The sequence below is a fragment of the Marivirga salinae genome (assembly GCF_030503855.1).
Classification (GTDB): domain Bacteria; phylum Bacteroidota; class Bacteroidia; order Cytophagales; family Cyclobacteriaceae; genus Marivirga; species Marivirga salinarum.
Window position 1 is genome coordinate 1,705,158 of the sequence record NZ_CP129971.1, and the last position, 22,525, is coordinate 1,727,682.

General features: G+C 34.5%; 18 protein-coding genes. 7 read left to right on the forward strand and 11 right to left on the reverse strand.

Annotated elements, in window-relative coordinates:
* The first annotated feature begins 3 nt into the window (after positions 1-3).
* From QYS49_RS07250 to QYS49_RS07265, 4 genes are all read left to right on the forward strand, one after another.
* Entirely contained in the window at positions 4-918 is a 915-nt protein-coding gene (locus QYS49_RS07250) for a ribonuclease Z (protein ID WP_308351078.1), read from the forward strand.
* A gap of 1 nt (position 919) precedes the next feature.
* Complete coding sequence (locus QYS49_RS07255) at positions 920-1,723, forward strand: queuosine precursor transporter (protein ID WP_308351080.1); 804 nt, start codon at positions 920-922, stop codon at positions 1,721-1,723.
* A 133-nt stretch (positions 1,724-1,856) separates the two neighbouring features.
* Entirely contained in the window at positions 1,857-2,546 is a 690-nt protein-coding gene (locus QYS49_RS07260) for an SH3 domain-containing protein (RefSeq protein ID WP_308351082.1), read from the forward strand.
* A gap of 85 nt (positions 2,547-2,631) precedes the next feature.
* Positions 2,632-4,002, forward strand: coding sequence for an amidohydrolase family protein (locus QYS49_RS07265; protein ID WP_308351083.1), 1,371 nt, complete (start codon positions 2,632-2,634; stop codon positions 4,000-4,002).
* 88 nt (positions 4,003-4,090) lie between these two features.
* On the opposite strand, the gene QYS49_RS07270 is transcribed toward QYS49_RS07265, so the two are convergent.
* Positions 4,091-7,474, reverse strand: a complete 3,384-nt coding sequence (locus QYS49_RS07270; RefSeq protein ID WP_308351084.1) for a GEVED domain-containing protein — start codon at positions 7,472-7,474, stop codon at positions 4,091-4,093.
* Positions 7,475-8,107: 633 nt separating this feature from the next.
* Here QYS49_RS07270 and QYS49_RS07275 point away from each other — a divergent pair.
* Complete coding sequence (locus tag QYS49_RS07275) at positions 8,108-8,713, forward strand: hypothetical protein (protein ID WP_308351086.1); 606 nt, start codon at positions 8,108-8,110, stop codon at positions 8,711-8,713.
* A gap of 92 nt (positions 8,714-8,805) precedes the next feature.
* On the opposite strand, the gene QYS49_RS07280 is transcribed toward QYS49_RS07275, so the two are convergent.
* From QYS49_RS07280 to QYS49_RS07310, 7 genes are all read right to left on the reverse strand, one after another.
* The gene (locus QYS49_RS07280) at positions 8,806-9,231 is read right to left on the reverse strand and encodes a hypothetical protein (RefSeq protein WP_308351088.1); all 426 of its coding nucleotides are present in this window, start codon (positions 9,229-9,231) and stop codon (positions 8,806-8,808) included.
* 70 nt (positions 9,232-9,301) lie between these two features.
* Positions 9,302-10,306, reverse strand: coding sequence for a glycosyltransferase family 2 protein (locus QYS49_RS07285; RefSeq protein ID WP_308351090.1), 1,005 nt, complete (start codon positions 10,304-10,306; stop codon positions 9,302-9,304).
* Entirely contained in the window at positions 10,299-10,637 is a 339-nt protein-coding gene (locus QYS49_RS07290; RefSeq protein WP_308351091.1) for a YbaB/EbfC family nucleoid-associated protein, read from the reverse strand. Before QYS49_RS07290 ends, QYS49_RS07285 begins: the two co-directional genes overlap by 8 nt.
* 2 nt (positions 10,638-10,639) lie before the next feature.
* Positions 10,640-12,565, reverse strand: a complete 1,926-nt coding sequence (locus QYS49_RS07295; RefSeq protein ID WP_308351092.1) for a T9SS type B sorting domain-containing protein — start codon at positions 12,563-12,565, stop codon at positions 10,640-10,642.
* Positions 12,562-14,052, reverse strand: coding sequence for a histidine ammonia-lyase (hutH, locus tag QYS49_RS07300; protein WP_308351093.1), 1,491 nt, complete (start codon positions 14,050-14,052; stop codon positions 12,562-12,564). Before hutH ends, QYS49_RS07295 begins: the two co-directional genes overlap by 4 nt.
* Positions 14,045-15,433, reverse strand: coding sequence for a histidine--tRNA ligase (hisS, locus tag QYS49_RS07305; protein ID WP_308351094.1), 1,389 nt, complete (start codon positions 15,431-15,433; stop codon positions 14,045-14,047). Before hisS ends, hutH begins: the two co-directional genes overlap by 8 nt.
* 114 nt (positions 15,434-15,547) lie before the next feature.
* On the reverse strand, positions 15,548-16,918 hold the full coding sequence (locus tag QYS49_RS07310) for an MATE family efflux transporter (RefSeq protein ID WP_308351095.1): 1,371 nt from the start codon (positions 16,916-16,918) through the stop codon (positions 15,548-15,550).
* Positions 16,919-17,119: 201 nt separating this feature from the next.
* Here QYS49_RS07310 and QYS49_RS07315 point away from each other — a divergent pair, with 201 nt between their 5' ends.
* A complete protein-coding gene (locus QYS49_RS07315; RefSeq protein WP_308351096.1) occupies positions 17,120-18,817 on the forward strand; it encodes an acyl-CoA dehydrogenase family protein in 1,698 nt (565 codons plus the stop codon).
* 52 nt (positions 18,818-18,869) lie between these two features.
* On the opposite strand, the gene QYS49_RS07320 is transcribed toward QYS49_RS07315, so the two are convergent.
* Entirely contained in the window at positions 18,870-19,247 is a 378-nt protein-coding gene (locus tag QYS49_RS07320; RefSeq protein ID WP_308351097.1) for a DoxX family protein, read from the reverse strand.
* A gap of 140 nt (positions 19,248-19,387) precedes the next feature.
* Positions 19,388-20,218, reverse strand: a complete 831-nt coding sequence (locus QYS49_RS07325; RefSeq protein ID WP_308351098.1) for a hypothetical protein — start codon at positions 20,216-20,218, stop codon at positions 19,388-19,390.
* Between the two features lie 533 nt (positions 20,219-20,751).
* On the opposite strand from QYS49_RS07325, the gene QYS49_RS07330 reads away from it, so the two are divergent.
* Positions 20,752-21,600 (forward strand): agmatine deiminase family protein, encoded by an 849-nt coding sequence (locus tag QYS49_RS07330; protein WP_308351099.1) that lies wholly within the window; start codon positions 20,752-20,754, stop codon positions 21,598-21,600.
* A gap of 56 nt (positions 21,601-21,656) precedes the next feature.
* Here the strand turns inward: QYS49_RS07330 and QYS49_RS07335 are convergent, their stop codons facing one another.
* On the reverse strand, positions 21,657-22,292 hold the full coding sequence (locus tag QYS49_RS07335; protein ID WP_308351100.1) for a peroxiredoxin: 636 nt from the start codon (positions 22,290-22,292) through the stop codon (positions 21,657-21,659).
* Positions 22,293-22,525: the final 233 nt, after the last annotated feature.

Consider the following 22,525-nt stretch of genomic DNA (forward strand, 5'->3'; position numbering starts at 1 on the left):
TCCTTGTCTTTTGAAGTTCACATATTAGGCTCTAATTCCGCAGCTCCAGCTCATGGAAGACATCATACTTCCCAGGTTTTGCGAATACAGGATATGCAAATCATGATTGATTGTGGGGAAGCCACTCAATTACAAATGAAAAAATATGGCTTAAGAAAAAATCGCTTAAGCCATATTTTTATTAGTCATTTGCATGGTGATCATTTTTTGGGATTGATGGGGTTATTATCTACCATGCACCTTAATGGTAGAAAAACAGATTTGTATCTTTACGGGCCGGTTGGATTGTCTGAGATTATACAGCTTCATTTAAAATATGCTAATACCCGTCTGAGTTATCGGATTCACTTTCGAGAATTAAAGGGAGATCAATCTGAATTGATATTGGATCACCCGAAAATTACAGTGCAAACTATTCCGCTAAATCATAGAATTCCCTGCACTGGATTTTTGATTAAAGAAAAACCCAAGCCAAAGCGATTGAGAAAGGAAAAAGTTTCAGAATTGGGTGTTCGTGATATCAATATTCTGAAAAAAGGAGAGGATGTATTGGATGAATCGGGAAATCTGAAATTTAAAAATTCGGATTATACTTTACCGGCTAAGCGCTCCAGAAGCTATGCTTATTGCTCGGACACAAAATACAATGAAGAGATTATTCCTATAGTGGAGGATGTAGATTTGCTTTATCATGAGGGCACATTTTTACACGATAATTTAGAAAGAGCAGAAGCTACTTTCCATACTACAGCTAAGCAAGCAGGAATTTTTGCAAAAAAGTCTAATGTTGGCCAATTGTTGATTGGTCATTTTTCCAATCGCTATAAAGAATTAGATCCTTTATTGGAAGAAGCTCAGAAGGAATTTTCCAATACCGCTTTGGCAGAGGAGGGTAAAGTTTTTACTATAGAAGAATAGGATGGATGCAGTTAAGCCAAATGGGTCGCTAAATAGAAAAAAGAGAAACCTTTTCATTGTATTAAGCGGAATTTTCCTGACCAATGCTTTATTAGCAGAGATTTTAGGGGTAAAGATTTTTTCAGCTGAATCTACTTTGGGTTTTCAACCTGCGCAAATCAAACTTTTTGGTGATTTTATCTTGGATTTCAATCTGACAGCTGGGGTGATTATCTGGCCCATTGTTTTCATCACCACAGATATTATCAATGAATATTTTGGTAAAAAGGGAGTCCGAAGAATCAGTTTTTTGACGGCAATCTTTATTCTCTATTCCTTTTTTGTGATTTATGGCGTTACAAAACTAGCTCCAGCAGAGTTTTGGCTGGATGTCAACTCACCTGATCCGCAAGGAAATGATTTTGATATCAATTATGCCTATGCTGTCATTTTTAGACAAGGACTGGGTATAATCTTAGGCTCATTAACCGCATTTTTAATTGGACAGTTTTTGGATGTTTTGGTTTTTCAACATTTGAGAAAATACACAGGAAGTGATAAAATATGGCTTAGGGCTACAGGTTCCACTTTAGTTAGTCAATTGGTAGATAGCTTTGTAGTGCTTTGGATTGCCTTTTTTGTTTTTGGAAACTGGAGTATGGAACAGGTACTTTCAGTAGGAGTCATTAATTACATTTACAAAGGGGCTATAGCCATATTACTCACACCATTATTATATGTAGCCCATTTCTTAATAGATCGCTATTTAGGTAAAGAAAATGCAGAAAAAGTAACACAGGAAGCTGCAGGGGAGGAGTTTTTCTGATTTCTAGCTATTTAAATTTCAATTTTTATTTTTTTGATTCTGGAGAATTATGGCAAATGTTGCCTCTAAGAAATAAATTGTCTGGCATAATTCTATTTCATTATATTTAGGCTGAAGACACTAAATATAAAATATGAAATATCTTTTAATCATAATATTTTTGATTTCGAATCAACAAAAGTCACAAGACTTAGTGAAGGGACTTATATTGGCTGGTGAAAATTTTGATGTATGTTGTATTTATATACCTAATTCTGGATTAAGAATTTATGATGAACCAAATGGGGTTTCAATTGGTAAATTGACTCTGGGTTCTTCAGATAACAATACTGAAGCTTATCAATCTTATATTCAAATAGGAAGTCAAAGAAGTGATTTTGATTATTCTAACCTTCACATGGTGGGATATGAGATAATGGCGATAGTTTATACTGATATAATTGATGATTTTGTGGGAATTAAAAATGGGTATTGGCTAAGTATAACTGAATTGAAATCCAAAGGACTGGTTTTGACTACTTGGATGGAGTATCTTATAAATAAGGATGGTGTTTTAGGTTGGTATGCCAATGAACCAGGGTTGAATTTAAGGACTGAACCTAATACGGGTTCAGAAATATTAGCAACACTTAAAGGCACTCTTTGGGAGATTACTCCAATAAATGAAACCAGAGGGCTTTGGTGTAAAGTAAAAGTTAAAGAATATAGAGAGCACCCATGCATGGGTGAAGGGGATCTAATAGTTAGGACAATTACTGGATGGATCAAGCTTCTGTCCGATGAACAAACCCCAAATGTATGGAATTATTCTAAGGGCTGTTAGAATCAAATGAAGAAGATTTCATGTTCTTTTAGCATAGAGTTTTGTTCTGCTAATGTCAATTTTATTATATTTATGTAAAAACATCATGAAAGTTTTTACTTCCTTATTCTATTCAATTCTTATAATAACCAGTCTCACTTTCTGCACAACTAAGGAGAAAACCTCAGTTGATTTACTTTTACTCAACACCACAATAGTTGATGTTCAAAATAACAGCCTCCATGAAAACCAATTCATAGCCATTAAAGGAGATACTATTTTCTCAACAGGTTCTATGGAAGAAATGCCAGCTTATGATTCAAAAGAGTCACTGGATTTGCAAGGAAAATATGCAATGCCAGGCCTTTGGGATAATCACGTGCATTTCAGAGGAGGAACTGATTTAATAGCTGAAAATCAAGATCTTTTAAGCTTATTTCCTCAATTTGGAGTGACCACAGTTCGTGATGCTGGTGGAGATTTAACTCCAGCTGTAATGGGTTGGAGTCAAAAAATCAATCAAAAAGAATTGCTAGGGCCACAAATTTTCACTTCAGGACCTAAGTTGGATGGACCAAAATCAGCTTGGGAGGGCTCCATTAAAATAGAAAACCAGAAAGATATTGAAATGGCTTTGGATTCATTACAATCCATCAATGTGGATTATGTGAAAATTTATGATGGAAGTCTCAGTGCAGAAAATTTCTATTCTATCATTGAAGCAACAGAAAAAAGAGGAATGAAAGTAACAGGGCATATGCCGATGTCTGCCGATTTCCAAAAGGCAATTTCCCTAGGCATGGATGGAAGCGAGCATATGTATTACATTATGAAAGGGTGCTCTCCCAAGGCAGATAGCTTGACTGAGTTAGGTTTGGGCTATGCCATGATGGAAATCATTACCGATACTTATTGCGAGGAAATGGCTAATGAATTATTTACAGAACTGGCTCAAAAAGAGGTTTATATTACCCCAACCTTATATATCGGAAAAGTACTTTCACAATTAGCGGATGAAGATCATAGTTCGGATTCTTTAATAGATAGGATAGGAGTGGGTATACAGAAGACCTATAAGGGAAGAATAGAATCTGCAAAGCGGGCCAAAGTTTCCGGAAGCCAAATGCGAGAAAAAGTCTCGAATTTAGCCAAGCAAATGATTAGACCAATGTTTGATGCCGGAGTTCCAATATTAGCCGGTTCTGATTGTGGCCCTTTTAATTCCTTTGTCTATCCTGGGGAAGCATTATGGGGTGAATTGTTTAGCTTAACAGAAGCAGGTTTAAGTCCTGCCGAAGCACTGAAAACCTCCATGATTTATGGGCCTGCTTTTTTTGGTTTGGAAGATCATTATGGAAGTCTTGGAAAAGGTAAAGTGGCTGATGTTATCGTCTTAAAGAAAAATCCATTGGAAAATATTCAGCATTTGAGAAGCTTGGAAATTGTGATTCTTAAAGGAAACTTGACTGATTTGTAATCTCATTTTTTTCTTTCATAATCCTCAGACATAAAAAAACGCATGAAGCAAAGCTCCATGCGTTTAAATAATTTAATTATTGTTTTCTTTACTTCACAATAAAGTTAGCATTAATAGCTTCTTTCACTGTATTAGCTTTTAAGATATACATCCCTTTTTCTAAAGTGCTTACATCAATTGTATTGATTTCTTTTTCAGTATTGATTGATCTAATCAGAGCACCATTGCTGCTATAAATCTGGATTCCCTTAGAAGGATCTATGTTTTTAATATTTACATTCAACTTATCTTGAACCGGGTTAGGGTACAAGCTGTAGATTGCAATATTATCTTCATTGCCTAATGTTTCTCCATCTAAGTTATTATTCATAGCAACCATGCTAGAAGTACTGTTCGTGATGTTTACAGTATAATCTTCTACTTCTCCATAAGCAAAAGCTTCACATGGTGTTCCTTGTGAATTATACTTCATGGTTACTCTCATTCTTGTTGGGCCAGTTAAAGCCGTAGAAGGAATATTTAAAGTAGCACTTAGCAGATTGCTACTGCTTGAAGAACCATTTACTAATCTTTCACCAGAACTGAAAGTTCCATCTTGATTTAAATCAATCCAGATGCTCCAATATTCTGTATAGCTGCTTCCACTAAATGCTGCTTGAACATTCATTGAAGTAGAAGTACCTCTAGGTAAATCAGCAGATAGATTTGTGAAATCGGCATATCCACCATTGTCTCCGCTAGTATTGTCAATGCTTCCTAATACAACTCTTTGTATCCACTCATAGCTTGAATTATTTCCTTGAGAGGTACAATATTCTAATTGAACTGGAGCGGCTGTAGTAAATTGACTTGAACTTGAGTAATTACTGTTACTACTTGAGCAATTACTTCTTACTTGCCACTCATATTGTGTATCAGCAGTTAAGCCAGAAACACTAGTACCATTACTAGAAGCGGATAAAGTGCTCCAAGAGCTAGTACCTACTTCTCTAATTCTTACTGTATAGTCATTAGCAGCACTTTCACTTGACCAAGATAATGAAGCAGTAGTTTCTCCTATGTTAGAAGATGATAAGCTAGAAGGAACTGTACATACTTCAGGGCTTCCTGTAGTGATGTTTACAGTGTAATCCTCAACTTCTCCATATGAGAATGATTCACAAGCAGTAGGAACCCCGTTATACTTCATAGATACTCTCATAGTAGTGTTTCCTGAAAGTGCTCCTGAAGGAACTGTAAAGCTTCCGCTTACAGGTGTATTGCTTGTAGCTGATTGCGTCCAAACTTGCTCTCCAGCATCATTGAAATCTCCATCTTGATTATAATCGATCCATACACTGTAGCCTTCATTATAAACAGTTCCAGTCCATTCCGGAGTGATAGTGATTGTATTTGCATCACCTTTACCTAAATCAGTTGATTGAGAAGTAAAGTCTGCATAACCAGAACCTGCAGCTCCAGAAGAATTATCTAGGCTTCCTAATTGAACTCTTCCTATGTATTCATCAGAAACATTGTTTCCATTTGAATCACAATACACCAATTGTACATCAGTTGTAGTGAAGCTAATGCTGGAAGAGTAAGAAGATGAAGTTCCGTCAGAACATTTACTTCTTACTTGAGCTTCATATTGAGTAGTTGAACTTAAACCTGAAAGAGTTAATGAACTTGAAGATACACTTTCAGTTGTCCAAGAAGAAGTTCCTGAAACTCTGTAACGAACATCATATGTAGTTCCGCTAACTGCATCCCAATTTAAATCAGCACTGTTTGAACCAACATTTGAAGCTGATAAGCTTGTAGGAGTAGTTGCTTCACAAGCAACTGGGTCACCAGAAACACCAGTAACAACCAATGAAAAGTCTTGGCTTCCGCTGGCTAATGATCCTTTATGGGTTACTGTGATAGTATAAGAACCACTTGCATTATTGATATCTACTCTTTCATAAGGATCAACATTGTTGTCACCTTTTGAATTGCTATTCACTCCTGTTAATCTGTAAGGAGAGTATGTAGTTGAGTTTTTAGTAACTCTAATATCTAAATCATTTACTAATACTGGAGTACTTAGGTTTGTTGTTCCAGTATTAGCTGTCCCGCCTTGGTCAGTCCAAGAAATTGAAGCTAATAATGGGCTAGTTCCATCTGATTCAACAGTTACAGAGTAAGATTGGCCATTATTTAAGGTCAATTCTTCTATTTTAGAGATATCACCTGCTCCAGTCATAGTTTCAGCTGCTCTTTTAGCATTCATTAATCCCCAACCCCAAACAGCATCTGGGCCTGTAATGCCTGCATCATCAGCAGTATGTAAAACCACACCTTTTAAAGTTGCAGCTCTTACATAGTTTCCAAATACATTGTTAGCATGTTCTTGTAAAATCAAAAGAGAACCAGCTACATTCGGAGAAGCCATTGAAGTACCTGTAATAGAGTTGTAAGCCGAATTACTACTTTCATAAGTAGAGTAAACACCTGTTCCGTTTCCAGTAATATCAGGCTTAATTCTGAAATCATCAGTTGGGCCTTCACTTGAGGAATAGTTAATACTAACGCTTACTAATTCTCCGTTACTATTAATGTTAGCATCTTGAGCATTTGCAACTACCATATTGTTTTTTGAAGTAGCATGCCCTGATAATTTATCAAAAGAACTGTTTCCTCCTAGTGGGCTTCCATTATAACCATCGTTAGCTCCATCATTACCAGCAGCTACAACCATTAAATAATAAGGAGAATTATACATTAAATCATCCCAATCTTTTGATTCTTGAAGATATGCTCCAAAATACCAGTCAGGTAATTGATCACCTCTATATCCATATGAATGGTTAGAGATCAGCATACCGTTTGAAGCGGAATTAGTTGCTTCTGAAATATCGCTATTCCAATCATAACCAACTGCATTGGCATGAGGTGCCATACCTTTAGCCGCAGCTTGAACGCCTGATGCTATAATAGTTCCGGTTACGTGAGCAGCATGAAAATTCAATGAACTTGAACCATCACCTACTGAAAAACGATTTGAACCACCAGCTCCATCATATTCTTGGTGAGATGAACGAGCTAAGCCACCATCCCAAACGTGAGCGGTCATATTATCACCGTTTAGGTTTAAGCCTAAACCACCACCTGAGTTTAACCAATCAGTTCGTGTTGATTCAGCTGCATCTACATTGTAGGTTATATAATAAATAGGCTCGCCAGATGGAGTTAGTTTCTGAAGTTCTGCGTAACGCCCGTCTTCTAGTTTCATTTTTACTTCCCATCCTTTTTGCTCAGCCATTTGAATTGCTTCTTCTTTTTCTTTTTTGGCTTTGGCTGAGAAATTTTGTTCGAGCTCAGTTAATACTTGTTTATTGTATTTCTGAGTAATTTTAGCTTTTTGTTGATTCGTTTGGGCCATTGTTGAACTTGCTAAAAACAAGCATCCTATGGCTATTAGATTTAATTTCGTAAAAAATGTGTTCATTTTGATTTAGTTTAACTTAAATAATACCACCGAATAATTTATTAAGTGTAATAATTTTAAATATGATTATTTTAATATTTAGTTTTTAACACTAAAAGTCATCTGAATTGGAAGTCTTCTAAAAACATAATTAAGGAAGTTTTACCTCTTTTGTAATAAGATGTAAGTACGTTGTAGATATGTGATATTTTTAAATGTAGGAGGTTGATTTCTCTAAAACATTTATTGATGATATTTATTAACATCTTATATTGAGTTTTGGTTGTTTTCGTAAGTTTAGGTATCATTTAATCACAATTATAAGAATTTTATTGTTGTAAATTAAAATAATTGCCAATAAATATTTTGTTACGAAGGGAATTAAATATTTCGTTTATTGGAAAATCACTGTTTTAGTCAAGATAAAACGGAATTTTAAAATATGTAATATTTGAAAATAAATATCACATATTTTTCAACATGTATTAACGGAAAAGTTATGTTAAGATAATATTGATAGTATTTTTATATATAATTATAAAATTGAATTATTTTGATAAATAAATATAATGATATCATTTAAATTTAACTTCAGGGGATTAATAAGGTTTTAATTTTATAAATTTCATATCGAAATCTAAAATTTCATTTTTTATGAGGATAATATATTCTTTATGTATTTATGTGATTTTCCTTATCAAGCTTAATCCTATTTCCGTTTTTGCGCAATCCAACTATCAAAATGGTTATGTTGTCACAAATCAAAACGATACTATTTTCGGGCAATTAAGAGACCGAAGTCCTGAGCCTTTTGGAAAAATATTTAGAAAAGTTAGGTTAAAAGGTTTTTGGATCTTTGAAAGAAGATATGGACCAAAAGATTTAACCTCTTATAAAATCGGGAATGATATTTACGAAGCTTTATGGTATGATAGCTACAGCGAATTATTTTCAGTATTTCATGTAAATTCAACAGGCAGAGGTGAAAAGGTTTTTATGAGATTAGCGGTTGATGGCAAGGTTAAACTTTATTGGGATGAATATAGAGATCCCGATAGTGGTTATGAAGAAGCAATTCCATTTTTCCAAATGGAAAACTCCCATGAAATGATTCGGGTAACTCAGGGTATTTTAGGATTTAAGAAAAAGTATCTTGCTAATCTATTTGTGGATTGTCCGGAGTTGGTTAAGAGAATGAATGAGGGTTTTTTTGAAACTCCTGAGGAAATGGCTGTATTTTATAATTTAAGATGTAACTAAAGTTTAAATAAAGAAATTCGTTCAATTCTATTTAACTGTGTCTTTAAACTCTAAAGTCTGTGATGATAGATTTAATCTTTGCCAAAGTAGTTTTAGGATAATATAAACTCCAAAGCTTCTTCCGGATTGGAGCAAAGCTTTGCAGGACGCTTAGTCACTTTTATAAGTGTATTTAAATAATATTTCTTAAATGGTGATGCATCTGTTACCACTCCGGTTTTATCAATACCTATTTCTTTTCCTTTTGGCGAAAAGACTTTTTCAAAATGTTTTCTGGCAGCGACTGGTACTACTCCTTGTTCTCTAATATCGCTATAAAAGCCAATTATTTCTTTGCCTTTTACATCTTTAATAAACTGATTAAATAATTCAATATAATCATCTGTGGCGAATGAACCATGCCATTTAACACCAGCGATCTTTAATTCCTCATCATAGTAGGTAGTGGCAAACTTATATTGTCTAAGTTGATTTTCTTCATTGACTAACTTTTCTTCACTTAATGCTATAGCTTCCATATTGCTTGAATTATCTTAAAATGATATTTAAGATAATGATTTACTGGATTATATTCAAAATACACATAGATTATTTCCATTTAAGTTCTGTAAAAGTCTTTTTCCTCTTTACAAAAAAGCTCTTAATTATTGATTCCTTGAAAATTTCAATATGCTGTAAACCCTGTGTTGGATTATGATTATAATGCTTTTTCATTTCCTTAAAATCACGATGAGCTTTTAAAATTGCGTTTGCATTGGCTTTTTGTCCTTTGGCAACGAATTGTATAGCCGCTAATATATCTAATCGCTTTCTACGTTTGCTAATTGATTTAAATTCTTCTTTACTGAGGTTTTTGTATAGTAATAACCAATTATTTCTGAAATTTAGATAAGTTTTAAAAGGACTTTCTGCCTTCAATGTGCCTCCACCCACGTGGTAAACCGTGCTTTCTCCACAGTAATAAATTTCATGTCCAGCATTTTTTGCTCGCCAACAAAAGTCAATTTCTTCCATATGAGCAAAAAATTGATCATCTAACCCTCCAAATTCATGGAAAATTTTAGCTTTTACAAAAAGGCAAGCACCTGTTGCCCAAAAAACAGGGATGTTATTATCATATTGGCCTTGGTCTTTTTCCAAATGAGAAAATATTCTTCCTCTGCAAAATGGATAGCCTAAATGATCAATAAAGCCCCCTGCTGCTCCTGCATATTCAAACAGTTCCTTTTTATTATAGGATTTAATCTTAGGTTGGCAGGCAGCAATTTTTTCATTCTGTTGCATCAGACTAATCACTGGATTTATCCAATTAGGAGTAGTCTCTACATCAGAATTAAGTAAAATATAGAAATCTGTTTCGATTTGTTTTAAAGCATAATTATAACCGCCTGCATAGCCTAGGTTTTCTGGGGTTTCAATAAGTTTTAATTCGGGGAAATTTGTATTAAGGTATTGAACTGAATCATCAGTAGAAGCATTATCTACTATTATTACCTCATGAGGGCTGGAATTTTGAATTACATTCGGCAGGAATTTATCTAGATAATCCCTGCCGTTATAATTAAGTATGACTACTGCAATGCTATCAGCCATTGAACATATTACCTAAATCCATTCCTGGAATGTTGGGAAGGGCTCCATCTGTAGCTTTTCTCATCTCTTCCTTAGCCAATCCATCTACTTCTTCCATGGCTTTATTTACAGCAGCTACAGTCAAATCTTGAATCATTTCTTTATCATTATCATTAACTAAAGAATCATCAATTTCAATGCTAATTACTTGTTTTTTACCATTCACTTTGGCTTTCACCATGCCAGCACCGGCTTCTCCTTCTGCTGTGATGTGGACTAAATTTTCCTGAGCCTCTTTTACCTTGCCCTGTACTTCTTTAATTTGTCCCATCATTTTCATCATATCAAACATATCTATCTTATTAAATTAAAAACACCACTTTTAAAATATTCTTCTCCGTAATTATCTTTTACACGCACTGTGTAGCTGTAAGTTCCTTCAGGGGCAGGTCGATTAGTTAAATATCCGTCCCATCCTATTTCTAATGAGTTGCTTCTGAAAATTAATGTACCCCATCTATTGTAAATACTGAATTCTACTTCCTCAATAAACTTTCCTACTACTTTTATTTCTTGATTTAGCGCATCATCATTTGGGGTAAATCCTGTTGGAACAAAAAAGCTTGAAGGGATTTTGTATCTCAGTAAATTCGAGATAGCGATTAATCCATTTTCAGAATATGCTTCTACTTGATAAAATGATAGCTGATCTTCACTTTGAGCTATGTTTTCGCTGTAATTTGGTAGATCACCTAAATCATTTTCATCTAATATGGTCATATTCTCATCATATTTTTTGATAACATAATGGCTTAATAATGAATCAAATCCTTCATAAGAATCCCATGTGAAATCAATTATGGACTCATTTTGATTTACTTTTAGTAAAATATTTGATGCGGTGGTGGTAATAGGAGATATGCCGCCACAACTATTAGTATAAGCTATTGAGTAGTAGAATTTTCTAGTAGTAAATGCTGTGCCAATATCTATATAACTGTTTGTTCCAGTTGTGTCAACTTCAAAAAAATCTTCAGTTAGATTTCGTTTTTTATAAATAACGAAATTTGTGGGTTGAAGCCCTGCAGGAACTTCCCAAGTTAATTCTAATTCAGAATCTGAAAGTACCTTGGTGGCTATCTGGGAAATAGGAATAGACGGAGAACCAGTGATGGCAGATACTTCAATCGAAAAAGATGTTAGTTCTATTCCATTTTGATCTCTAGTAACTACTGAATAGGTGTCTGTTTGGCCGCATAAGACATTAACATCAACATAAGGTGCATTGCCACTATATATAATCTCACCATTTTTGAAAAGCTCTGAATTCTCAAAACTAAAATGATTCCAATCCAAAAGGTTACCATTATTTTGGGCACTTGCGTCAAAACGTATAGTACAGACTTCATTTGAATTAAGAGGAGTATTATCGCAATTACTGGTGCTGATTATTCTAACACAGTAAAAATTATCAACCAAATTTAGGTTCTGAAAAGTGTAAACCCCACCAGTTGTAGCTGAAATGTTATCTATAGTTTGATAAGTACCATTACTATTTTCCTTGATTTGTATTTGATAAAGCTGATTCTCATTAGCTTCATACTCAATTTCGAAGTTGTTCTCAGACAATAAATTAATAGAATTAATACTTGCTTCTGCTTCAATTTGGTTTTCAGGAACGATGGTTTTGCTTACTGAATTATTTCCACAATTATTATTGCCTGTATTATCAAATGAACCTGAAATATCAATCGTATATTCTTGAGTTGGATCAGTATAGTCATATGCAAAAGGGAAAGCTGTAATAGGATATTGCTGAGGATCAGAGCCATCACCAAAATCAATTGTGTAAAAATCAAAAACTTCCTCTTGTGGATTTAAATCAAATACTAAGCCGTCATTACAATTGGCTAATGCAATTCTAGGTGGCTCCGGATCTATAATTTCTATAGTAATGCTGTCGTAAACTTGAGAGTTGGTTAACTGTCGTAGAAATAAAATATTATAAATACCTGCTTCTTGATAAGTAAACTGTAAATCTTCAGCTGATTGTGCAGGGTTTCCAAAACAATCATTATTGGAGGCAATGTCAGATAAATCAGCATCAAAGCAAATAAAGGGTGTTCCAGTTCCAGGATTAAGTGTAACCTCAATTTCAGTAAACTCACAACCTTTTAAATAATTAATGTTAAATAAGCCGTTTTCACTTGGGAAACTACTCTGAGCCCACAAGCTGCTACAGCTAAATAAAATTAATATGGTAATGAGTATTTTTTTCAAGCTCTATGGGTTTTGATAAAATGCACCGCTTTAACAATATCTGTATGAAGAATTCTATCTTCTTCTATTAACGGGACTTGCTGCCTAAAATTACGAATTAATTCTTCTAAATGTGAACTTGTTTTTAAAGGTCTTCTAAATTTTAAGGCTTGCGACCCATTTATTAACTCTATGGCTAATACTTGATAAGTATTTTCAACTACTTTATACAGTTTAGTAGCTGCATTTGCACCCATGCTAACATGATCTTCTTGCCCATTTGATGAAACTATGCTATCCACAGAAGCGGGCGAACAAAGCTGCTTGCTTTGGCTTACCAAACTAGCAGCACTGTATTGAGGTATCATCAAACCGGAATTTAATCCAGGGTTCATCACCAAAAAATCAGGTAAGCCTCTGCTTCCAGAAATTAGTTGATAGGTCCTTCTTTCAGAAATGCTTCCTAATTCAGCTAAAGCTATGGCTAAAAAATCTAAAGAAAGTGCTAATGGTTGCCCGTGAAAGTTTCCACCTGAAATGATCTCACCTTCCTCAGGGAAAATATTGGGGTTATCAGTAACTCCTGCAAGTTCTTTACTTACAATAGTTGTCACATATTTGATGGCATCATAACTAGCTCCATGAACCTGCGGAATGCAACGGAAGCTGTAAGGATCTTGAACATGCTGTTTGCTTTGTTTTATAATTTCACTACCATTTAGCAATTCCAAAATCTTTTGAGCCACTATTTTTTGCCCATCCTGATTTCTGATTTTATGAATTTTGTGATCAAATGGCTCTGGGCGTCCATCAAAAGCATCTAATGATAAAGCCCCAATGGTATTTGACCAATTTAAAATATCTTCAGAAGCTAAAACCGAATGCACGCCAAATGCATTCATAAATTGAGTCCCATTTAATAGAGCTAAACCCTCTTTTGCTTTTAAATGGATAGGCTCCCATTTCATTTTGGCTAATAAATTCTCGCCAGTTAGTCTTTCTCCTTTGAAATAGACTTCTCCTTTTCCGATTAATGGTAATGATAAATGTGCCAAGGGAGCCAAATCTCCAGAAGCTCCCAAAGAACCAGTTTCATAAATGACTGGAAAAATATCTTCATTATAAAATTCTAATAAGCGTTCGACAGTTGCTAACTGAACACCACTATGTCCATAGGACAAGGATTGAATTTTAAGCAACAGCATAATTTTCACTATACTTTTGTCAATCTCGGGACCAGTGCCACAAGCATGCGACATCACCAAATTAGATTGCAATTGCTCCAAATCAGCTTTGGAAATATTACGGCTGTATAATGAGCCAAATCCCGTATTGATCCCATAAACAGGAGCTTCGGAAGACTGAATATGTTCGTCTAAAAATTTCCGACAATTTACAATTGCGTCTACGGCCTTATCTGCCAATTTTAGCTTTTTATTTTCGGCTAAAATCGTTCTTATTTCAGCTAGCGTAAGGTCGTGTTCGCCAAGTACAAAAAAATTACTCATATCCTAAAAATCGTTTTAAAATGCTTTCTGCATTTAAGTTTTCTTGCGTTCCTTCTTTCATGTTTTTGAAAGTTAAATCGCCTGTTTTCATTTCTTCAGAACCTACCAAAATCACATATGGAATTTGCTTATCATTAGCGTATTTCATTTGCTTTTTTAGTTTTATGGGTTCAGGGTAAAGTTCAGCTTTTACATTGGCTGTTCTTAATCTATGCAATACTTTCAAGCAATATTTCCAACTCTCCTCATCGAAACTCACCATCAAAACCTCCGTGCTGGTTTCGGCATTTTCAGGATATAAATCTAATTCTTCCAATACATCATAAATTCGATCTACACCAAATGAAATACCTACGCCAGAAACATCAGGCAAACCAAAAGTATCTGTCAAACCATCATATCTTCCTCCACCACAAATACTGCCCATCTCCACATTTTTAGGCTTCACTTCAAATATAGCTCCGGTGTAATAGGAAAGTCCACGAGCTAAAGTCACATCTAACTCAAGCTGAGGTACTTTAGCACCAAAAGATTCTAAAATATCAAAAACTTCATTTAACTCAGCCAATCCTTTTTGGCCTTTTTCAGAATCTTTTAGGAAATCCTTTAAGAAATTCATTTGCTCGGCATTATCTCCACTTAAAGTAAATAAGGGTGATAAAGTATCAATTGCAGATTGAGCAAAACCTCTTTCTTTCAATTCTTCTTTTACTTTTTCCTCACCGATTTTATCCAATTTGTCAATGGCTACAGCAAAATCTGTTTCCTTTCCTTCTGCGCCCATTACTTCCACTATGCCCGATAATATTTTTCGGTTATTGATTTTAATAGCATAATCCAAGCTATTGGCTTTTTTAGTCTGCAAGTTTTTGAAAACTTCCTGGATCATTAATACAATTTCCGCCTCACAAAGCATGGAATTGGTTCCAATAGCATCCGCATCGCATTGGAAAAATTCTCTGTATCGTCCTTTCTGTGGGCGATCAGCTCTCCATACTGGCTGGATTTGATATCTCTTAAATGGGAAGGTTAAATTATGCTGATGCATCACCACGAAGCGGGCGAATGGAACAGTTAAATCATATCTTAAACCTTTTTCAGAAATTTTAGGCTGCAGTGTTTTAGAATCATGTCGATCTTCTTCCTCAGTTTTAGAAAGAAAATCCCCTGAATTCAATATTTTAAAAAGCAACTGATCTCCTTCATCTCCATATTTCCCCTGCAATACGCTTAGGTTCTCCATCGCAGGAGTTTCAATAGGCGCATATCCGTATTTTTGATAGACTTTTTTGATGGTATCCAAGATAAAATGTCTTTTGACCATTTCAGCTGGTCCAAAATCACGAGTTCCTTTAGGGATAGAAGGTTTCTGTTTGCTCATTTTTACAATTTATTTTGGCGCAAATCTACAAATTTTTGTCGATAGGTTGGCAAGTTGACGGGTTTACATGTTGACAAGATGATGATGGGTGTAGGGTGATGGATGACGGGTGAATTAAATTTCGTGTCTTTTCTTAATTACCCTCAATTTCCAATAGCCCATTTTGTAATAAGCAAAAGCTAAAATCGCTGCTAAAAAATTCGAAATCGGAAATGCCCACCAAATCCCTTCAAATCCTAAATCTGTTTTATTAGACAGCATAAAGGCAGTTGGGAAACGCACTATCCATAAACTAAATATTGAAATTAACATAGAGGCTTGTGTAAATCCTGCTCCATTAAAAACACCATTCAAAATCTGCTGTACGCCTAACAATCCGAAACTTGGCGCCATTATTTTAATAAATAAAGCTCCATTTTTTATTACCGTAGGGTCATTGGGAATGAAAAAAGCAGTGATGGGTTCGGCAAAAATAAATAATAAAACACCAATTCCCGTTAAACCGAAAAAGCCAATTTTATTACTCAAATCTCCAATTTTCTCAGCTCTTTTAAGTTTATTGGCTCCAATATTTTGTCCTACTAAACTGGTGGTGGCAATAGCAAATCCTAATGCTGGTACTACTACCAAACTCAAAATTCTTGCCCCAACTCCATAAGCGGCCACCACTTCACTTCCGAAACTTGTTACCAGCATAATCATAAAAGTCATACCTGCAGCTCGACTAGATTGATCCAGACTGGAAGGAATGCCCAATTCAAATAATTTCTTTACCCACGGGAAATCCCATCTCATGTGGGTAAACTTGATTTTTATTCCTCGTTTCCCTTTAAAAAGAATTACCATTCCAATAACTGCCGATAAGCCTTGAGTAAAAACACTCGCTATAGCTGCTCCGGCTACTCCATTTCCCTCAATTGGTCCCCAACCAAATATGAAAAGCGGATCTAAAACCAGATTGAGGAATACAGTCCCTAAGATGATAAACATAGGAAGGTAAACATTCCCAATTCCTCGCATCAAGGATTGGAAAACAAAAAACATGAATAGGAATACAAACCCAAAAGAGGAAACTTGGAAATAACTTATGGAATCTTTTAGAATTTCAGACCCTGCACCTACAATTTTCATTAAAGGCTCAGCAGAAAAATAACCAACTGCAGCTAATAAAATGGAAATAAAGAATATGACCATCACGGTTTGGGAGGAAGCATAATTAACCTTCACTTGGTTTTCTGCTCCTTTATGCTGAGAAACAATTACGGTTCCGGCTAATGTTAAACCTCCGCCTAACGCTAAAACCAAGAACAGAATAGGAAAACTTAAACTCACAGCAGCTACTGCATTAGCACCCAATCTACCCAACCAAAAAGTATCGATTAACTGATAAGCTGTTTGCAGCACGTTAGCCATGATAATTGGAAATGCAAGACTTACCAAAGAATTCAAAATCTTTCCTTCTGTATATTTCTTGCGTTTTGCCATTCCCAAAGATACGGGAATTCAATTTATGGGTTTGTATTATTTGTAATAGTACTCTTCGTTGAACCCCATTTTGAAGTAATAGCTTAAGTTGTCAAAAAGCAAAGTTTTACTTTATATATACTGTAACTTTGAAATTTAGGCATAAAAGCCTATTTTTTTTCAAATATTTGATTTAACTTTTATTCTCTAAATCAAAATACTGTGGAAGACATCAAAAAAAAGCAATCTGTTAAAAATCAGGTAGTAGAAAATGAATATAAATCAAGCCAAAATTTCTATAAAAGTGATTTAATTCTTCAAGATTTTCTAAAGAGGAAAGTAAGTAGCAAAGGCTTAGATTACATGAATCCTAAGCTTAGTAAAACTGGAGAAGATGCAGCTCAGAAAATGGATGCACTCTCACTTGATGCGGATAAAAATGGCCCTCAATTAGTTAAGAGAAATTTTTTTGGAGAGGATATAGATGAAGTGAAATTCCATCCTTCTTATCAGGAATTAATGAAAATCGCCATTGATTCTGATATGTTTAAAGTAAAATGGGAACCGAACCTAAAGAATGAATTCAAGTTAGAGAGACACAGTTTAGGTTTTGCATCTGGCTATCTTTATGCCATGAGCGAATTGGGCCAATATTGTCCGCTTTGCATGACAGATGGAGTTGCTCGCCTGATTGATTTGCACTGCACGGAAGAAGATAAAAAAAGATTGCTTCCTCATATTTACACCACAGAACTGGAACAGTTTTTCACAGGGGCCATGTTTTTAACTGAGAAATCAGGAGGTTCGGATGTCGGTAGAAATTTAGTAAAAGCTGAAAAGCAAGAGGATGGTACTTACCTTTTGAGTGGTGAAAAATGGTTTTGTAGCAATGTGAATGCTGAGCTCATTTTTGCTTTAGCAAGAACAGATGAAAGCAAAGAAGGAACCCGTGGTTTATCCATTTTCTTAATCGAAAAACATTTACTAGATGGCAGTAAAAATAAATTACCCATCGTTCGGCTAAAAGATAAGCTGGGTGTTCGCTCTATGGCTAGTGCTGAATGCATTTTAGATGGGACGGTTGGGAAATTGGTTGGGGATGAATTCAATGGTTTTAAAATCATGACCGATATGATTAATCTGTCAAGATTGTATAATTCCATTGCTGCACTTTCTGGAGCCAGACGCGCTTTGGTGGAGGCTTATAATTTTAATCTTTTCAGAAAAAGTTTTGGCAAAACCGCAATTGAACACACGCTGATAAAGGAAAAGCTGTTCGAATTAGGAAGTTTGAATGTTGCCAATTTTTATTTGACTTGGAGAGCTATAGAAGCTTTGGATAGAGCGGATAACGGAGACGAAAATGAGAAGCATTTGGGTAGATTATTAACTCCTATGGTTAAGAAATGGTCAGCAGAAAAAGCAGTTTACATCACCCGAGAAAGTATGGAACTAATGGGTGGAATCGGATATATAGAAGATGGGGTGTTACCAAAAATAATGCGGGATATCATGGTATTGCCAATCTGGGAAGGGGCTGGAAACATCATGATCTTAGATATGCTTAGAGCCAGTTTTAAATCGGATGGATTGAAAGTTATGATGCAGGAAATCAAAACCTCTTTGGGTAAAAAATCTGATTTTAATGATACTGTCTTAGAGCATTTTGAAGAACTGCAAAATGAAATGAAAAGCATATTTAAAATGGAGCAAGATGAACTGGAGCTTCATGCTAAATATTTCTTTGAAAAACTGACTACTTTATTTCAATTAAGTCTGATTTTGGATAATTGGGAGGATAGCAATGAGGTTTGGATGAAACCAACTGCTGAATTTTTAAAATTGAGTTTAGAAAAGAAAGAGAGCCCCAAAGTTAGAGATATTGAAAGTATTAAGGGTTTAATGGCTTGGGAATTATAATGGAAAATCAAGCAGTCTCGAAATTTCGAGACTGCTTGATCTATTAAAATTATTAAGCTTCATCTCTATCAAACATCCCAGCAAAAGCTAATGCTCCTCCCATAATCACCATGTCTTTCAAGAATCCTTGCATTGGCTGCATCATGGCTTCTTGAGTATCTGCCCCAATAATTCCTGGCAAATGAATCCCCAAAATAAAGATCAATAGCATTAAAGCCAGTAATAGTCCTGCCAGCTTAGCATATTTCTTAATAATGAAAGCAATGGCTGCCGCTATCATCCCTGCCCCTACCAAATAATTCCAAAACATTTCCGGAGGAAAAGGTACCATTGATGCCATTTGTTCGGCATTTAGAAAATGGAATATCCCAAAAATCAAAAAAGGAATTGCAAAAACAATTCGTGCTACTGTAGTGGTTAGCGTTTTCATAGTAAAAAAATTTAGTTACGAAAAATGTTACTATAAATATAATAAATTTATTAACTAACCGAAAATGAGAGGTTTAAAGTATCGTATAATGTAATTATTCAGACATTTAGTGTGTGAATTATATATCGATAGTGTTTAGTTTACAAAAAACCCAAGTCAGGAATTTTAACTTGGTTTAAATTCCAAAATCCATATTCGAAATAATGGAATACTTCAGCTTCTAATTTCTGTTGCCTATTAGCTTGGTTTTCAGAAACATTTTCAAATTGAATTACGCAGCTTACTTTGGCTTTATCCTTTTCAATTTCTACATTTTTGACCTCTACCTCAGGTAAAATGATTTCATTTTGTGCTTCTAAGAGCTCAATAGCTTTTTCAATGAATTGATCTAAAGGGATTTCTTTTTGATCATAAATTAATCGATCAGCACAATGAAAATTTATGAATTCAAAATCTTGTTTTATTAACTTTTTAAGAAATTCTTCACTCTCTCTTTTGAGGTCTTCAGCATGATTAGGATGAAATTCTTCGTAAATAAAACAAGTATTCATTCCTGGAATGTCCACAACGTTCATGTCTTCCTCCAATAGTTCCTCAATTATGAAGCGATAAATTTCACTCTTGTCCACTTCATAAATAACATCTAATTGAATATTATGCAGAGCCATAAATTCCATTACCTTGTCTAATTCCTGGCTAAGAGTGGCTTCATCCAGATCCTCTAGCTTTTTGAATTTAGGATTGCCTAATATTGCTTTTACTTTTTTAACTCCTTTTTTTGAAGCAGACTCTTCAAATTTTTGAACGTAATCTAAAAATTGGGACTCTACTTCTGCTGGGATATCTGAATTCTCTTTATCATCATCCATAAATTTAGCGCCAAATTCAGCTCTTAATTTGAGTTTCTTTAGTTCATTTTCCTGCCTAAGTTCTTCCTGATTTTCGTCTTCATTTCTGTTTTGGTTGTCCATATTAATTTTGTTAGTTTTTTTCAAATAAGCTAATCCTGTGCTTAATGTCAAGTATTCACTGTTTTGAATCTAACTTCACAAGGAATTGCAGGGATTTATCCCAAAGTAGAAAATAGTGATAATCGTATTGTTTTTTGGTGAAGTAAATCTGTGAGAACTATCTCCTGCAAGGGATTAAAATGCTAAAAAGTTAATTTTTGAAGCTACATCGTTACCAATATCCTAAAAAATAACTTTGGTTATTTTCTTTATGTTTTTTTGTAACTTTTGTGGTAGTAATGTGCAACTGTTAATAGAAAAAGTAAACATTAATCTTTACCACAAAAGAGACAAAAGAAAACAAAAGGTTTTTCGCTTCAGCGAAAAACTCGCTAAGAATATTTCCTTAAATTAATAGTATTGACAGGGAATAAAGGGATATTGACTGGAGAATGAATTCTTTATATGTAATGGAAAAAGTGACTGATCAATTTCAGGGTAGGGGATAATGCTTGAAATTAGCTTTTTAGAAATGCTTTAACTTATTTAGTTCAATGATTATAGATTCCGAATGCAATACCGTTTATTTTTCTGAAAAGCTTAAAGAAAATTTTCCTGAAGAATTTAATAAGATTTCTGAAGTGCTCTCTCCTTTTGATTATATCAAAATCAAATTATTAAAAGGTACCAAAGATGAATGGGCTCGAGATTATATGCCCATTCAGACGGCAGATAGGAGATTAGTGAAATTCCGTTATCAGCCAAGTTATGAAGTAAGAGCTAAATGGACGGAGCCAACAAAGGTCTTAAGAACCAATCGATTACTAGCTGATTTTTCAAAACATAATATCAATTTAGATGGTGGGAATGTGGTGAAGTGGAAAGATAAGGTCATTATAACTGATCGAGTTGTTTCAGAAAACCATACTTATGAAAAAAATCCGAATTCATTATTTGAAAGAATAGCAGAAGATTTACAATCTGAGGTTATCGTGATTAAAGCTCATAAGGAAAAAGATGATATGATTGGCCATGCTGATGGAATGCTACGATTTGTCAATGGAAATACTCTTATCGGCAATAGATTAAGCGAAGAATATAAGTCAATCAGGGAAAGTATTGAAGGAATGCTAAAAAAGCATCAATTCAATTATATCGACATGCCATTTTTTATAGATGATAGCGAAAACCACTATTCTGCAATTGGCACATATGTGAATTTCCTAGAAATCGCGGATGTTATTGTATTCCCAATTTTTAACCATCCTAAAGAAAAGAATGAGGAAGCTTTGGAAATCATGTATACTAGTTTTCCAGATAGAAAAATCATTCCAATCAACATTGATGCAGTTGGGAAAGATGGCGGGTTGATGAATTGTATCAGTTGGTGTGTGAAAATGTAAATAAAAAAACCTGCTCAGTTTCCCGAGCAGGTTTTTAAAACCATAATCAATTCAAATTATTTTTTATTTTTTGCTAAGTAAGAAGAAACGCTTTCTCTTGATTCTTGCATAGCCTCTTTTCCTTCTTCCCAGTTTGCTGGACAAACTTCACCATATTTTTCAACATGTTGCCATGCATCAACAATTCTCAACATCTCATCGATGTTTCTACCTAATGGTAAGTCGTTGATAGTCTCATGACGAACAACTCCTTCTTTATCGATGAAGAAAGTTCCTCTATAAGCAACTGGAGTTCCTTCGAAGATTAATTCTCCTTCTTCATTATAATTCCAGTCGCCTGCTAAAACACCATAGTTGTTAGCAATTGTTTTTGAAGCATCAGCCACTAATGGATAAATTACACCTTCGATTCCACCATTTTCTTGTGGAGTCATTAACCATGCTAAGTGAGTTTCTTCTGTATCAGTAGATGCACCTACAACGGCAACACCTCTTTTTTCGAACTCAGCTAATTTCTCTTGGAAAGCCAAGATTTCAGTTGGGCAAACGAAAGTGAAATCTTTTGGATAAAAGAAGAAGATCACATCTTTTTTGCCTATATATTGCTCCAAAGAAAAATCTTCTACAATTTCTTCTCCGTTAATTACTGCTCCTGTTTTAAATACTGGTGCTTTTTTTCCTACTAAAGACATATTCTATTATTTAATTTATTGTTAAAAAATATTGACTAATATATTTAAACCTTGCTTTTGCTAACGAAAGAATACATATGATGTTTTTTGTATACGAATTAATTTATTTGATAATTCTCAACCTATTTTTTCATTAATATCTTTTCGGTATAACAGAAAAGATTGTTTAAAAATCTTCGTTTTGCTTATTTTAAATAAGGATATAAATAAAAATTAAATTCCCATCTGGAATT